Annotated in this window: 13 protein-coding genes; 2 read left to right on the top strand and 11 right to left on the bottom strand. The window is 71.4% G+C overall.

The window, feature by feature from the left end:
* Positions 1 to 69: 69 nt before the first annotated feature.
* From ACSHV8_RS12800 to ACSHV8_RS12760, 9 genes are all read right to left on the bottom strand, one after another.
* Positions 70 to 438 (bottom strand): hypothetical protein, encoded by a 369-nt coding sequence (locus ACSHV8_RS12800; RefSeq protein WP_436532633.1) that lies wholly within the window; start codon positions 436 to 438, stop codon positions 70 to 72.
* 44 nt (positions 439 to 482) lie between these two features.
* Positions 483 to 1,889 carry a Fic family protein gene (locus ACSHV8_RS12795; RefSeq protein ID WP_436532631.1) on the bottom strand — a complete coding sequence of 469 codons (1,407 nt, stop codon included), beginning with the start codon at positions 1,887 to 1,889 and terminating at the stop codon, positions 483 to 485.
* Between the two features lie 91 nt (positions 1,890 to 1,980).
* On the bottom strand, positions 1,981 to 2,568 hold the full coding sequence (locus ACSHV8_RS12790; RefSeq protein ID WP_436532629.1) for a biotin transporter BioY: 588 nt from the start codon (positions 2,566 to 2,568) through the stop codon (positions 1,981 to 1,983).
* Entirely contained in the window at positions 2,565 to 4,199 is a 1,635-nt protein-coding gene (gene atzF / locus ACSHV8_RS12785; RefSeq protein WP_436532627.1) for an allophanate hydrolase, read from the bottom strand. The genes ACSHV8_RS12790 and atzF overlap by 4 nt, the downstream gene beginning before the upstream one ends.
* Positions 4,200 to 7,697 carry a 5-oxoprolinase/urea amidolyase family protein gene (locus ACSHV8_RS12780; protein WP_436532625.1) on the bottom strand — a complete coding sequence of 1,166 codons (3,498 nt, stop codon included), beginning with the start codon at positions 7,695 to 7,697 and terminating at the stop codon, positions 4,200 to 4,202.
* A 65-nt stretch (positions 7,698 to 7,762) separates the two neighbouring features.
* Entirely contained in the window at positions 7,763 to 8,383 is a 621-nt protein-coding gene (locus ACSHV8_RS12775; RefSeq protein WP_436532623.1) for an urea amidolyase associated protein UAAP2, read from the bottom strand.
* The gene (locus tag ACSHV8_RS12770; protein ID WP_436532621.1) at positions 8,380 to 9,165 is read right to left on the bottom strand and encodes an urea amidolyase associated protein UAAP1; all 786 of its coding nucleotides are present in this window, start codon (positions 9,163 to 9,165) and stop codon (positions 8,380 to 8,382) included. Before ACSHV8_RS12770 ends, ACSHV8_RS12775 begins: the two co-directional genes overlap by 4 nt.
* The gene (locus tag ACSHV8_RS12765) at positions 9,162 to 10,715 is read right to left on the bottom strand and encodes an amino acid permease (RefSeq protein ID WP_436532619.1); all 1,554 of its coding nucleotides are present in this window, start codon (positions 10,713 to 10,715) and stop codon (positions 9,162 to 9,164) included. Before ACSHV8_RS12765 ends, ACSHV8_RS12770 begins: the two co-directional genes overlap by 4 nt.
* A 186-nt stretch (positions 10,716 to 10,901) precedes the next feature.
* Positions 10,902 to 11,624, bottom strand: a complete 723-nt coding sequence (locus tag ACSHV8_RS12760) for an SDR family oxidoreductase (RefSeq protein WP_436532618.1) — start codon at positions 11,622 to 11,624, stop codon at positions 10,902 to 10,904.
* A 154-nt stretch (positions 11,625 to 11,778) separates the two neighbouring features.
* Between ACSHV8_RS12760 and ACSHV8_RS12755 the strand changes: the two genes are divergently transcribed.
* Positions 11,779 to 12,621, top strand: coding sequence for a helix-turn-helix transcriptional regulator (locus tag ACSHV8_RS12755; protein ID WP_436532616.1), 843 nt, complete (start codon positions 11,779 to 11,781; stop codon positions 12,619 to 12,621).
* Here ACSHV8_RS12755 and ACSHV8_RS12750 read toward each other — a convergent pair.
* Both ACSHV8_RS12750 and ACSHV8_RS12745 read right to left on the bottom strand, forming a co-directional pair.
* Positions 12,605 to 13,447: a GNAT family N-acetyltransferase gene (locus ACSHV8_RS12750; protein ID WP_436532615.1), complete on the bottom strand. Its 843-nt coding sequence runs from the start codon at positions 13,445 to 13,447 to the stop codon at positions 12,605 to 12,607. The two genes, ACSHV8_RS12755 and ACSHV8_RS12750, sit on opposite strands and share 17 nt — an antisense overlap.
* On the bottom strand, positions 13,444 to 14,373 hold the full coding sequence (locus tag ACSHV8_RS12745; protein ID WP_436532614.1) for a DMT family transporter: 930 nt from the start codon (positions 14,371 to 14,373) through the stop codon (positions 13,444 to 13,446). The genes ACSHV8_RS12750 and ACSHV8_RS12745 overlap by 4 nt, the downstream gene beginning before the upstream one ends.
* 81 nt (positions 14,374 to 14,454) lie before the next feature.
* Between ACSHV8_RS12745 and ACSHV8_RS12740 the strand changes: the two genes are divergently transcribed.
* Positions 14,455 to 15,000 (top strand): CGNR zinc finger domain-containing protein, encoded by a 546-nt coding sequence (locus ACSHV8_RS12740; protein ID WP_436532612.1) that lies wholly within the window; start codon positions 14,455 to 14,457, stop codon positions 14,998 to 15,000.
* Positions 15,001 to 15,013: the final 13 nt, after the last annotated feature.

Raw genomic sequence — 15,013 nt, 5'->3', positions numbered from 1 at the left:
GCGTCCGTCTGCTGGAAGCACACCGGGCCTTGGGCGGGCGAGCCGGCGCAACCGGGTTCCCGTACGTCTTCAGCTGGTGACGCGGCCCTCGGCGGTGTCGACCACGAAGCAGGCGCAGTCCAGGATCTCCAGGAGCGCGGCCCGGACCAGCCGGATCCCGTCGTCGTCCACGTCCAGATACACCCGGCAGTCGCGGGGGAAGCCGAGCTCCGCGACCGCCCGCGAGTCCATCTCAAGGCTCAACTCGCGTCCGATGAGGGTCCAGGCGCCCGGGCCTCTGGCCACCGAACCGGCGCCGTTGATCACCTCGTCCACCCAGCCGTCGTACCGCAGCCGGATCAGCATGACGTGGACGCCCGCGCCGCCGAGGATCAGCGTGTGCTCGTCCTCGGTCTGCCGGACGTCGACCCGGTCGGCCCGCAGCCACGTGCTGTCCACCCGCAGACCGTACAGCGATGTCACCCGCCCCCGCGACGGCAATATCAGCGACGAGCCGAGCGCGCCGCAGTCTGTTTGATGAGCACGGCGACAAGCCGGGCGAGCCCTTCCGCCCCATGGGTGTCGGAGGCCGGCCACCGGGTCATCAGCAGCGCCGCGGCCCGATCGAGTACCACCTCTTCGCGGGCGAGCACGAAGTAGAGCGCCAGCGCCGCCGACCGCGCGTTCCCGTCGCTGAACGGATGGAAGTGCAGCACGTCGAGGAACACCCGCGCGGCCCGGGCCGGCACCGGCACGGCCGGATCGTCGGCGTCGGCCAGGCACGCCGAGAAAGCGTCGGGCAGTTCGTCGCGGTACCCGTATCGTTCCTGCCCGGCCCGAGCCCAGGCGGTCGTGGTGCGAAACAGCGCGGCCGTCACGCCGAGCACTTCTCGTTGCCACCGCTCCAGGCGCTCGAATGTGAGCGCCGCACCGTCGACAGCGTCCTCACGCACCAGTTCCAGCGCCGCAAGGACACGCCCGGCACCGTGTTTGCGCGTCGCGAAATGTTCGGCGACACCGTCCCGGGTGGTACGCACCGGCCCGGTGACGTCCTCGACGGCGTCCTCCCACCGGGCTTCCTGCCGGATCCGCCGCCAGGCCGTAAGCGCGTCGGGAGCCGCCGGCGGCCAGATCCGCGGCGCCCGCTCGGCGGTCGGTATCTCGGTGCTGCGCCGGCTCGGCCAGTCCTGCGGCCAGATGTCGGGCCACGCGTCGTCCGGCGCCGGCGTGATCCCGGTGAGCATCGCCGCCAGCGATTCCGCGGTGTCCGCCACCTCGGAACCCAGCGGGGACACGTAACTGAAGAACCGCCCGCCGATCGCATCGTCCACGAGCGCGTCCCGGTTCTCCCCCGGCACCTCGGCCACGGCAAGGAACCACTTCAGCGTGAGCGCGCACATGGGAAACCAGTGCTCGTCCGCTCCGGACCGAGCCGCCACCGCCGCCACCAGGGAGGCGACGGTGGCCTCCCAGGCGGCGACGACCTCGCGGGCGTCGGTGGGCAACGGCAGGTGCCGTGCGAAGATCTCGGCCAGGTCTTCCAGGAACGTCCGCCAATCCAGCAGCGCCCCGGCCACCGCGTCGAGCGTTTCCTCCGGTGTTGTGATCGAGTCGCGGGCCCCGCTCCACCGCGACACCAGCGCACCGTCCGCCGTGCGTCCGGCCATCTGCGCGGTCCAGCCGTCGGCCCACGAACCGTAGTGTTCGACGAGCCCGTCCGTCATCTCGCCCTGCCACTTCCAGCGCGCGTCCTCCGCGGCGGCATCAAACAATTGACGGGGAACGTACCGATACGGCGGTGGCACACCATCCGACGGAGCCACCGCCCGCACCACGTCGAGCACCGTGCGCGGATCGAACGGATGCCGGTCGGGATCAACGTCCGCCCAGGTGAGGGTATTGATCGTCATCGCCGACCATCGTGCCAGGCCGTCACCGCGACGGCGAGCCGGTTATCCGCCGGGCCGTTACCGCAACGGCGAGCCGATTGTCCGCCAGGCTTTACCGCGACGGCGACCCGGTTATCCGCCAGGCCGCGGGCAGCAGCCCAGCCGCGATCAGCACCTTCAAGGCGTCACCGAGCAGGAACGGAACCAGCCCGGCACTCAGCGCCGCCCCGACGCCGAGGTGCAGCGAAACCGCGAGCCACGGCACCCCGACGGCGTAGACGATCACCGTCGCCAGCAGCATCGTCGGGATGACCCGCCAGGGCGTGCGATCGGCGCCGCGACGCGCCAGTTCACCCACCACCGCGGACGCGATCGTCATACCCACAAGGTAGCCGAACGTGGCCCCGACCAGCCCCGACGCGCCGTGGGCGAACCACGGAACTCCCGCGATCCCGGCCAGCACATAGGTCAGGCAGGCGAGCGGCCCCCGCCACGGCCCGCACGCCGCGGCGACGAGCAGAACCGCCAGTGTCTGCCCGGTCACCGGAACCGGACTGCCGGGAACCGGGATCGCGATCTGCGCCGACAGCCCGATCAGCCCCGCCCCACCGAGGACCAGGGCCACGTCCCGGGCCCGGAGCCGAGTCAGCAGCAGATCGCCGAGGACATAGCGCGGTGCGTGCAGCGTGACGTTGTTCATCGCGACTCCAGGTAGGCAAGCCAGCCACCATGGCCGGTGATGTCGGGTGCGCTGTCAAGATCGGCCTGCTCGCACAGGAATCCGGTCACCGAGCTTCCGTCCGCGAGTACCACTTTCCCGAGCGCCATGGGCGACGGCAGCGCTGCCAGGAATGGCCCGACGGCGGCGGGCGGCAATTCCCACACTTCGCCGGCTATCGCCGTACCCCCGGATGAAACCCGAACCAATCCCGGTTTTCCGGACGGCAGAGCGTGCAACCGATAGGACGCCGCGGTGGTGACCGCCCCGCGAAGGCGCGCTCCGACCGAGGTCAGTTGAGGGTTGAGCGGTTGCCCACTCAAATGGGCACCGACGACGAGCAAGGGCAAACCCCTTTGCGCGTACGAGGTCAGCCCCTCCCCCACGATCATCCCGGCAATGTCGGCGGCCACTTCATCGGCGAACCCGCGGGTGACAACCTGCACCCCGATCCCGGGCGCGGGTACCGCCACCGCGGCCAGCCCGAACAGATTGCAGAAGTTCGTGTACGTCCCGAGCAGCGCGTTCACCCCGATCGGATCGGCCTCGACCTCGGCGATCGTCGGGTGCAAAGGCGCGGTCGGCAGCAGCAGCGCGTCCGCGTCCCCCCATTCCGTCATGGCTTCGCGCCGAAGTGCTTCCAGCCGTTCGGTATCGGCCACCAGCTCGTGCGCCGGAATGTCGCGGGCCCGCCCGATGATCGCCCCGACGGTCGGATCCACCCCGGCCGGCCCTTGGTCGATGAACGCGCCGACCGCCGCGTACCGTTCCGCGACGAATCCGCCTTCATACAGCAGTTTCGCCGCCGCCAGGAATGGTTCGAGCCGGATGGTCCGCAGCCGCGCCCCGGCCGCTTCCAGCGTTTTCACCGCGCGTTCGAAGGCTTCGGCATACGCCGGTGACATCCCGACCAGCTCGGCCGGCACCGCCACGACCGGCCGGGGCGGCGCGGCGAGAGGCGCGGACGGCGGAAACACCGGATCGCTCATGATCGCGATCGCCTGGCGTCCTTCGTCGAGTGTCCGGGCAAAGATCGTCACGCAGTCGAAGCTCCGGCAGGCCGGCACGACCCCGTCGACCGGCACCACGCCGAGGGTCGCCTTGACCCCGACGATCTGCTGAAACGCGGCCGGCACCCGCCCCGACCCGGCCGTGTCCGTCCCGATCGCAAGATCGGCGATGCCGAGCGCCACCACCACGGCCGATCCGGAACTCGACCCGCCGGAGACCCGCGCCGGGTCCCGCACGTCACGCACCGCCCCGTACGGGCTGCGGGTCCCCACCAACCCGGTGGCGAACTGATCCAGATTGGTCTTGCCGAGCACGATCGCCCCGGCGTCCACCAGCCGCTGGACGGCTGTCGCGCTGACCGCCGGCGAGTACGCGAACGAGGGGCACGCGGCCGTGGTCGGCAGCCCGGCCACATCGACGTTGTCCTTGACCGCGAGCAGCTTCCCGGCCAGCGGCAGCGACTCCCCCGCCGCGACTCGCTCCGCGACCACGTCCGCGTCCGCGAGCACCTCGTCCAGGGACCGCAACGAGATCCACGCTTCTGGCCGTTCCTGGAGCGCGAGCTGCTCGAACGCGGCCCGAACCCGTTCCTGCGGCGTCATTCAGGCATCCTTTCCGACGAGTACGACGAGGGGGTTTCCGGGCGCGACCTGCGCGCCGGGCGTGACCAGGATGTCGGCGACGAGCCCGTCGCAGGGTGCGGCGACCACGGTCTCCAGCTTCATCGCCTCCAGCGCGAGCAGCGGCTGCCCGGCCACGACGCTGTCGCCGGGCCGCACGTCGACCCGCCACACGCTGGACACGAACGGCGCTTCCACGAGCGTCCCGCCGTCCGGCACGTCGACCGCACCGAGCGCGGCCGGCGCCACCGGTTCCGGCCGGGGATCGAACTCGCCCGCCGCGGCCCACGCCGCTCGCTCGTCTCCGAAGGCGGCCGCCTGCTTGGCCCGGAAGTCGGCGATCGAATCGGCGTTGTCGTCCAGGAACGTCTGGTATTCGGCCAGTTTGAACGTCCCGTCCTCGATCCGGAACCGATGCCGCCCCGCCGCCACGTCGGCCCGCAGATCCAGCAGTTCCTCGGCCCCGACCGGATACCACCGGATCTGGTCGAAGTGCCGCAGCAGCCAGGGCGTTCCCTGCCGCGCCCACCGGTTCCACACCTGCACGGTGCGCCCCACGAACTGGTACCCGCCGGGCCCTTCCATGCCGTAGATGCACAGGTAGGCGCCGCCGATCCCGACCGCGTTCTCCGGCGTCCACGTCCGGGCCGGGTTGTACTTGGTGGTGACCAGCCGGTGCCGCGGGTCGAGCGGGGTCGCGACGGGTGCCCCGAGGTAGACGTCGCCGAGGCCGAGCACGAGATAGCTGGCGTCGAAAACGGTCCGGAACACCTCCTGCACGCTGTCCAGGCCGTTGACCCGCCGGATGAACTCGATGTTCCACGGGCACCAGGGCGCGTCGTCGCGCACCCCGGCCATGTACCGGGCGATCGCCTCCCGGGTCGCCGGATCGTCCCAGCTCAGCGGCAGGTGCACGGTGCGGCTGGGCACTTCCAGGTCCGCGGTCGCCGGCAGCTCGATGGACTTCACGACGTCCAGGAGTTTGCGCACCGGCAGCACGGCCGGGTCCACATGGATCTGCAGCGACCGGATCCCGGGTGTCAGGTCCACGACCCCGTCGAGTCCCTCGGCCCGCAGCCGGTCCATCAGCGCGTGCCCGCGCATCCGCAACCCGAGGTCGAGGGTCATCGGCCCGTACTCGACCAGCAGATTGTCATCCCCGGAGCGCCGGTAGGTCGCCTCACCGTCGCGGAACAGGATCCCGTCGTCCTGCGGCGTGATCAACGGCGTGAAATCAAGATCATTGACGGGTACGAACGTGACGGTGTCCCCCGGGCTCAGCTGCCCGAGTTTCCACCGCTCGGCGGTGATCACCGTGGCCGGGCAGACGAACCCGCCCAGGCTGGGGCCGTCGGGTCCGAGCAGGATCGGCACGTCCCCGGTGAAGTCGATCGCCCCGACCGAGTACGGCGTGTCGTGGATGTTCGACGGGTGCAGTCCGGCCTCGCCGCCGTCGGTCCGCGCCCACCGCGGTTTCGGCCCGACCAGGCGTACCCCGGTGCGCGCCGAGTTGAAGTGCACCTCCCAGGACGCCGCGTAGAACTCGTCGATGTCGTCGCGGGTGAAGAACTCGGGCGCCGCGTGCGGCCCCTCGGTCACCCGGATCCGCCAGTCGCGCCGGATGGCCGGCCGGTCGGCGACCGGCACCGGGCCGGCCGCGGTCGTGTCCTGATCGGTTCCGGTCCGCAGCACGTCGCCGATCCGCAGCGCCCGGCCGCCGTGCCCGCCGAACTGTCCGAGCGTGAACGTCGCCGCGCTCCCGAGATACTCCGGCACGTCGAGCCCGCCGGCGAACAGCACGTAGATGCGCAGCCCGGACTCGCTGACCCGGCCCACGTCGAGGACCGCACCGGCCGGCACGACAACCGGTTCCCAGCGCGGCACGCGCACCCCGTCGACGGTCACCGGCGCCGGCGCCCCGGTCACGCAGATCGTGGTCGCCGCGCTGAACCGCAGCGCCGGCCCGTCGACCGTGCACTCCAGGCCGGGTGCGCCTTCCGGGTTGCCGAGCGCGCGGTTGCCGAGCCGGAACGACAGGTCGTCCATCGGCCCGGACGGCGGCACGCCGACCTCCCACAGCCCGGTGCGGCCGGGCCAGTCCTGCACGGTGGTCAGCGTCCCACCGCGCTCGACGACGATCCGCGGTTCCGCGTCGTGAACCCCGGCCAGGGTCGCGGTCGAGTGCGTCGCGGCCAGGACCTGCGGATTCGCCGCCGCCGCCCGCAGCAGACCGAGGTTCGTCTCGATCCCGTCGATCCGGGTTCTTTTCAAGACCGAACCCAATGTGGCGTACGCGTCGGCGCGCGTCTCCGCGGTGACGATCACCTTGGCCAGCATCGGGTCGTAGGCCGTGGACACCTCGGTGCCGGCGCTGACCCAGCCGTCGACCCGTACGCCATCGGGGAATACGGCCTGGGTGATCAGCCCGGCGCTGGGCCGGTGCCCCTGCGTCGGATCCTCGGCGTAGACGCGGGCCTCGACGGCCGCGCCCGCCGCCCGCCGCGGCTCGTCCAGGAATCCGGAGTCGCCCCGCGCGAGCCGCAGCATCCACTCGACCAGGTCGATCCCGAAGATCTCCTCGGTCACCGGATGCTCGACCTGCAGCCGCGCGTTCACCTCCAGGAACGACGCCTCTTCGCGTTCGGCGTCGTAGACGAACTCGACGGTGCCGGCCGAGCGATAGTTGACCGAGGCGCACAGCGCGGCGGCCGACTCGTGCAGTCGCGCCCGCACGGCGTCGGGCAGTCCGGGCGCGGGCGCTTCCTCGATCACCTTCTGGTTGCGTCGCTGCAGGCTGCAGTCGCGGTCGCCGAGCGCCACGACCTGCCCGTGACCGTCCCCGAACACCTGCACCTCGACGTGGCGGGCCCGCTGCACGAAGCGCTCCAGGAAGACCCCGCCGCTGCCGAAGCTGGCCACGGCCAGGCGCTCGACCCGGTCGTACGCCTCAATGAGTTCTTCGGGGTTGTGGCAGGCCTGCATGCCGATGCCGCCGCCGCCACCGGTGGCCTTGAGCATGACCGGGTAACCGATCCGCTCGGCCTCGGCCAGCCCCTGATCGATCCCGGACAGCAGCCCGGTGCCCTCGATCATCGGCACCCCGGCCCGGCGGGCCAGGTCCCGGGCGGTGTGCTTGGCCCCGAACGCGGTCAGCTGGTCGGGGGTGGGCCCGACGAACGCGAGCCCGGCGGCCTCGATGGCGCCGGCGAACCCGGCGTCCTCGGACAGGAAGCCGTATCCGGGGTGCACGGCGCCGGCGCCGGTGGACAGCGCGGCGTCGAGCACCCGGTCGATCAGCAGGTAACTCTCCCGGGCCGGGGCCGGCCCGAGCCGCACGGCGACGTCGGCCATCCGCACGTGCGGCGCGGCCCGGTCGGCGTCGGAGAAGACGGCCACCGTCTTGAGTCCCATCCGCGCGGCGGTGCGGATGATCCGGCAGGCGATCTCGCCGCGGTTGGCGACGAGCAGGGTGTCGAACATGAGAACGGCCTTCCGTGGAGCGGGTCGAGGTCGAGCGCCGGGAGCGGCGGCGGGCTCGCGCGGGGTCAGCCGGTGATGATCATGCGGACCGGGGTGGGGTCGAAGCCGTTGCACGGGTTGTTGATCTGCGGGCAGTTCGAGACCAGGACCAGCACGTTCATCTCGGCGCGCAGGGTCAGCGACAGGCCCGGGGCGGAGATGCCGTCGACGATGCCGAGGCTGCCGTCCGGGTCGACGGGCACGTTCATGTACCAGTTGATGTTGGAGACCAGGTCGCGTTTGCCAAGGCCCCAGCGGCTGCCCTCGATCAGGAAGTTCTCGACGCAGGCGTGCTGGTGCTTGGTGTGGTGCCCGTAGCGCAGGCTGTTCGACTCGCGGCTGCATGCCCCGCCGACCGTGTCGTGCCGGCCGACCTGGTCGGCGACGACGGTCATCAGCGGGCGGCCCTCACCGGAGCGCAGCACGCTGCCGGTGGTCAGGAAGATGTTGCGCTGGGCGGCGATGGTGTCCGGCGCCGAGTAGCGCTCGGACGTGTCGTCGGCGTTGTAGAGCAGGCAGTCCACGGCCTGGTTGCCCTGCAGGTCGACGATGGTCAGCGTCTGCCCGGCCCGGACGACCGCGGACCACGGCGCCCGGGCGGCGACGGTCTGGTCGAGCAGGACGGTCCGGTCGATGGCGGTCGTCACGCGATCCCCCGGGCGTTCAGGTAGTCGGCGGTGTTGAGGAAGGCGCGCTCGCCCTCCGGTGAGCGTGTCCAGTCCGTGGCCGGCTCGCCGAGCCGGGCCTCGATGCGGGCCGCGGAGCAGGTGTACTGCTCTCGCGGGTCGAGCGGGTGCGGCACGTTCGCGAGGAGCACGGTCACCGGCATCTCGGCGCGCAGTTCGACGACGGCGCCCGGGCCGGCCGAGCCGAGCCAGGTGAACCCGCCGTCGTCGCCGACCCGTACCCCTTGGAAGAAGGAGATGCTGGGAGGCAGGTCACGGCGGGTCAGGCCGTGCTTGGCGGCGGCCAGGGTGAACAGTTCCCGGCCGGCCGGGGTGGGCCCGTGCGGGGTGCCGTCGCCGTAGCGTTCGGTGTTGGCGAGCAGCGTGGACGTGCCGCAGAAGGTGTCCGAGCGGTCCTGGGCTCCGGCGGTCACCGACGCGAGGACGCGGCCCTGGTCGGACAGCAGCAGGTGGCCCGCCCCGACGTAGGCCTGCCAGAGCACCTTCACGGTGTCGGCGACGTTGAGGCGCTCCCACGGCTCGTCGGCGTTGAACAACAGGACCGAGACGCAGGCATCGCCGTACACATCGGTGATTCTCAACGTCGTGCCGCGGGCCAGGCGCTTGCTCGCATAGCCGCCCCCGGGAATGGTCTCTTCCCAGGTGAGTCCGGGTGAGGCGGGAACGGTCGGCATGTGCTCGACGATCGTTCCGCCCTGGGCGCGGGCGTGCTCACGGGCACCCGTGGTGGTCGCCGTGCTCACGCGACCTCCTCGGCGACGGCCGGCACCGGCAGGCTCAGGTGCAGCGACATCGCCTTCGTGCGGTAGCGCAGGTAGGCCAGGGCACCGGCGACCAGCGCGCCGCCGACGAACAGCAGCGAGAAGTAGTGCAGGTACCAGTGCGCGCCGGCCGGGTCGTACACCTCGGGACGCGGCCAGCCCAGGTTGAAGATCATCCCGATGCCGTAGACGACGGCCAGGACGTTGACGACCAGGCCGAATTTGCCCAGGGAGAACAGCTTGCCGCCGCGCTCGGTGGTCGCCGCTTGCTCCTTCGAGGGCCAGCCCTTCAGCCGGCGGACCAGCAGCGGGACGGTGACCAGGGCGTAGGCGATGTAGAGCATGACGATGCAGACGCTGGTGATGGCCGTGAACAGGGCCGGCTGACCGATGTTGACCAGCAGCACGGCGGCCGCGCCGACACCCACGACGATTGACGGCAGGATCGGCGTGCCGGTGCGCGGCGACACCTTCTGCAGCGCGCCGGAGAACGGCAGCACGTTGTCGCGGGCCATCGAGAACACCATGCGGCTGCCCGCGGTCTGGATCGCCAGGGTGCACACGGCGATCGCGATCGCGACGTCGACCAGCAGGATCCGCCCGCCGGTCTCACCGAGCCGGCTGGTCAGCACATACGGCAGGCCCTCGGTGGCCAGGCGGCCGTCGGTCAGGCTGGGCGCGGCCATCAGCGCGGCGATCAGCATCAGGCCGCCGCCGATCCCGGCCGCGGCCAGGGCCCGCAGGATCGTCCGGGGTGCGGTGTGCCGCGGGTCGCGGGTCTCCTCGCTCAGTTCACCAGCAGAATCAAAACCGACGACGACGTACGCGGCCATCAGCGCCGACACCAGGAAAGGCCCGACGTAGCCGAGACCCGAGCCGGTCCCGCCGGTGTCGAAGACGACGCCCGGACCGCGCTCGGCGTGCGTGAGCAGCAGCACGACCACGGCCGCGACGCCGATGATCTCCAGGGTCACGCCGGTGCTGTTGACGATCGACATCAGGCGTACACCGCTGATGTTGATGATCGTCGTGATGGCGATCAGGATCGAACCCAGGATCACCGCGTTGGTCGCCCCGGTGGTCGAGGTGAGTGCGGGGTCACCGCCGACCAGCTGGAATCCCGACCAGATGGACGGCAGCACCACCTGCAGCGCGATCGCCGCGGCGGCGACCGTGGCGATCTGCGCGATGATCATCACCCAGCCGGCGAACCAGCCGACCGTCGCGTTGGCCAGCCGGCGCGACCACTGGTAGATGCAGCCCGAGATCGGGTAGCGGGCGGCCAGTTCGGCGAAGGTGAGCGCCACCATGAACTGCCCGGCGAACACCAGCGGCCAGGTCCAGAAGAACGCCGGCCCGCCGAACGAGAAGCCGAACGCGAACAGCTGGAAGACGGTCGTGAGGATCGAGACGAACGAGAACCCGGCCGCGAAACTGGCGTAGCTGCCGATGCTGCGGCGCAGTTGCGGTTCGTAGCCGAAGCCGCGCAGATCCGCGCTGTCGGTGTCGGGCGGAGCAGAGGTTACGGACATGGCCGCCTCCTATGTACAGGCGGCCTGACCTCGCCGCCCCCAATTCCTGTCAGTTGACAGATTCCGGTGGGCAGCATCGACAGCGGTTTCTCCGCGGTAAACCTTGAGTTGCCGAGTGTGTCGGCAGCGTTACGTCACCCCCTGGCCGTTCGCGGTGATCACTTGCCGGGCGATCCGTCCGGCCGGTCAGATCGACGCCATCTGCCGCTCCAGAGCCTTCGGGTCGGCGCGCCACGTCTGACGGCCGGCGCGGGACATGGCGTCCGGGAAGATGTCCTCGTCGCCGGCCTCGACCCCGTCGAGGATCGCGCCGGCAACCTCCTGCGGGCCGGTCTTGGGCATGTCGAACGCCCGGATCATGTCGGTGTCGACCGCGCCGGGGAACACCCCGTGCACGGAGATGCCCAACTCGGACACCTGCGCTCGGATCGCCTGGGTCATCGACGCCGCGGCCGCCTTGGACACGCTGTAACCACCCATGCCCCGCACCGCACCCAGCGCCACCAGGGAGAGCAGGTTGACGATGGCCCCACCGCCGTTGCGCCGCAGCACCGGCACGAACGCCCGCGTGACAGCGAGCGTACCGAAATAGTTGGTGTCCAAATCCGAACGGATCGCGCTGAGATCACCGCTGAGCAGGTCGGCGAACTCCAGCGAGCCCCCGTTGTTCACCAGCAGCGTGACGTCGCCGGCGGTGGCCGCCGCGGCCGCGATGTCGCCGCCGTCGACCAGGTCCAGTCGCAACGGCACCACCCGGGGGTCGGCGGCCAGATCGGTCAACGTCTCCGGACGGCGGGCGGTCGCGTACACCTTCCGCGCTCCCCGGGCGAGAAGCGTCTCGGCAATCGCCCGGCCGATGCCGCGGTTGGCGCCGGTGACCAGCGCCGTCACCCCGGTTGTCGTCACCATGGTTGTTCTCCGTCCCGTACTCGATGAGGTTCTGTTCCCCGTCAGATTCCGCCCTTCCGCGGAGGCCACCCAGAGCACCGGTCGCCCCTGGGCGGCGCCAACCTGGGTCTGACAGAACCAGGCTCACCCGCCCGAGCGGAGCGATACTGGTCCGATGGAACGGCACACCACCCTGGGTGAGTTCCTGCGTTCTCGACGGGCCCGGCTGCGTCCCGAGGATGTGGGTCTGCGACCGATGCTCACCCGGCGCCGGGTGCCCGGGCTGCGCCGCGAGGAGCTCGCCCAGCTGGCCGGCGTCAGCGTCGACTACTACGTCCGGCTCGAACAGGGCCGCGGCACCCGTGTCTCCGATTCCGTTCTCGACGCCGTCGCCAACGCTCTGCGCCTCGGCGGCGACGAGCGGGCTCATCTTCGCGACCTCGCCCGCCCCGAACGGTCCCGCCGCGAACCGGTCCGGCCGCAACAGGTCCGCCCCCAGCTGCGTCAACTGCTGGACGCCATGACCGATGTCCCCGCGTTCGTCGTCGGCCGGCGCACCGACGTGCTGGCCTGGAACCCGCTCGGCGCCGCCCTCATCGCGGACTTCCCGGCGCTGCCACCGGCCCGGCGCAACTTCGCTCGCCTGATCCTTCTCGACGGGCAGGTCGGCGCCCTGTTCACCGACCGGCACCGCAAGGCCCGCGACGTCGTGGCGTTCCTGCACCTCGACGCCGGCCGGCATCCGGAGGATCCGCTGCTCGCCGAACTCGTCGGCGAACTGTCCCGGCACAGCCCGCTGTTCCGGCAGCTGTGGGCGGAACATCCGGTCGGCGACAAGAGCCACGCCGCCTACGAGGTCCGGCATCCCCTCGCCGGCCCCATGGTCCTGGCGCAGGAGGCGCTGCGAGCGCCCGGCGATCCCGATCAGACCCTGGTCACCTACACCGCCGAGCCGGGATCGCTGTCGCAGGCGAGCCTTCGCCTGCTCGCGGCCCGGCCGGTCACGCGGTCCGGGTGAGCACGGCTCGGCTGTAGAGCAGGTCGAAGCCGCGACGCTGGGCGTTCTGCTGGGATCGGGAGCCGGGCTGGACGGTGATGACCGCGACGTCGCAGCCGGCCGCGGTGGCTTCGGCGAGCCGGGCGGCCAGCAGTGCGCTCTGGATGCCGCGGCGCCGGAACGCCGGTGCCGTCGCGGCCCCGGTGAGCTGGGCGATGCCGTCGGCGATGCGCATGCTGCCCCCGCCGGCCGGCACCCCGTCCACCGTGGCCAGATACCGCGACATCAGGCCGACCGTGTCCCGCTCGGCGTTCTCGAGGATCGCCCGCGGGAACTCCTCGGCCCACGGCACGCCCTGGGTGTCCGGGTGCAGCGTGGCCTCGACCACGACCTGCAGCCAGGCCTCGAACTCGTCGTCGCCGCACGGACGAACCTCGATGCCCGGTGCCACGACCGGTTCGACGGCGCCGCCGAGGGCCCGGCCCAGGACGTTCTCGAACGACGTGAGCCGGTAGCCGCGCTCGGCCAGCAGCTCCAGCAGCGCCGGGTCGGCAAGGCCGGCGACTTCCGCCTGGACCGGTGCGCCGCGCTCGGCGTACGCATACTCGATCTTCTCGAGATCGGCCGCCGCAGGCACGCCCGCGAAGCCGAGGCCGGCGACCTTGTTGATCGGCGAGTCGGGCTCGGCGAAGCTGGCCACCCCGCCGGCCACGGCAATCGCGAAGCCCGGCGAGTCACCGAGCCGGTCCCGGGCGATCTCGTTCCACGAGGTGATGAGCTGCGTTTCGGCTCGCTCGATGCGGGCGGCCAGGCCGGTGTCGCAGAACAGTGGCGTGCGGTTGTTCATCGTTGCTCCTCGGCGAGTGCAGTTGCGGGCAGGGCGGGTCGGTCCGGGCCGGCGGGGCCGCGTAACAGCAAACCGATGCCACCGAGGACAGCGACACCGCCGACCACCTGCAGTAACGAGGGACGGTCACCGAGAAAGACGATCGCCGACAGCGTGCCGATCACGGGAGTCAGGTTGCCCAGTTGCGCGGCCCGGGCCGCCGGCACCGAACCGATGCCCCGGTTGAACAGGACGCTGCCGAGCGCCCCGCACCCGAGCACCGCCAGGCAGGCCGGCCAGCCCGCGAACCCGGCCGCGCCGAGCCTGCTGCCTCCGGCCGACCACGAGTAGACGACGAACGGCACCACGCTCAGCGCACCGCCGACGGCCTGCCAGGCACTCGCGTTGAGCCCGTCATCGTCGCCGTTGAAGCGGCGAGTGGCGACGAGGTACAGCGCGGAGGCCGCCACCGCGAGCAGGACCAGCACATTGCCGAGCACGGTGTCCACGCCGGCGGAGTCGCCGGGCTGCGCGGCGACCAGCGCCGCGCCGACGAGCCCGACGGCCACCGCCGCCGCGGCCCGGCCGGTCAGCCGTTCCCGCAGCACGACGACGGCCAGCAGCACCGACAGCAGCGGATCGGCGGCCAGCAGCAGGCTGGCGCTCGACGCGCTGGTGCGAGCCAGACCCAGGTCGCCGAGGAGAAACGCCAGACCCGGCACCAGGCAACCGACAAGCATCTGCCGGAGCGCGCCACGACGGCGAAGCTGCCGCTGCGCCGCCGCGGTGACCAGCAGCAGGCCGGCCGCACCGGAGATCTCCACCGCCAGCAGGTCGACCGGGCGGACCGTGCGCAGCGCGACGACCGAGACGGTGGTGCTCACGCCGTAGATCGCGGCCGACAGGAGCAGGGCCCGATCGCCGTGGCGTAGTCGTGATCCGATCATCGTCGCCTCCTCGGTGTAACCATCTAAACGGTTACACCGGTTACGGAGGCCGTCAACCGATAAACCGGCTACGGTGGTTACATGACACAGGCGCCCGCCCGGCCGGGCCTCGGCGACGAGGAATTGCTGATCGCGGTGGCCAACACTGCACACGGCGAGCAGGACGAATTCACCGACGCCGGCACCATGAAGGCCTGGTGGAGCGGGCTCGGCGTGCCCGGGGCCACCGATCCGTCGAGTCAGAACGTCGCGGCGCTGCGGACGATGCGCAGCCTCATCCGCGGCCTGGCCCTGCGCAACAACGGCATCGAGCCCGCACCGGCCGACTTCGCCGACCTTGAGGCGCTGCCCCTGCGCCTCGACCTGCGCGGCGCCCCGACCTTGCGCGCCGACCCGGCCGGCGACCTTGCGCGCGACATCTGCGCCGCAGCCGCCGCCGCTCTGCTGCGGGCCACCGCCCGGCCCAGCTGGCCACGGGTCAAGGCGTGCCGCGGGGACGACTGCCGATGGGTCTTCATCGACGGTTCGCGGAACTGCTCGCGACGCTGGTGCGACATGGCCAACTGCGGCAATCGCGCCAAGATCGCCGCGTTCCGCGACCGCCATCGCGGTGGACAGACCGGCTGATCGGCCGGGAGCC

This window comes from Actinoplanes sp. HUAS TT8 (genome assembly GCF_051380535.1).
Classification (GTDB): Bacteria; Actinomycetota; Actinomycetes; order Mycobacteriales; family Micromonosporaceae; genus Actinoplanes.
Note: the sequence above shows the minus strand (reverse complement) of the source record. Positions and strands in the feature narration are given on the sequence as shown.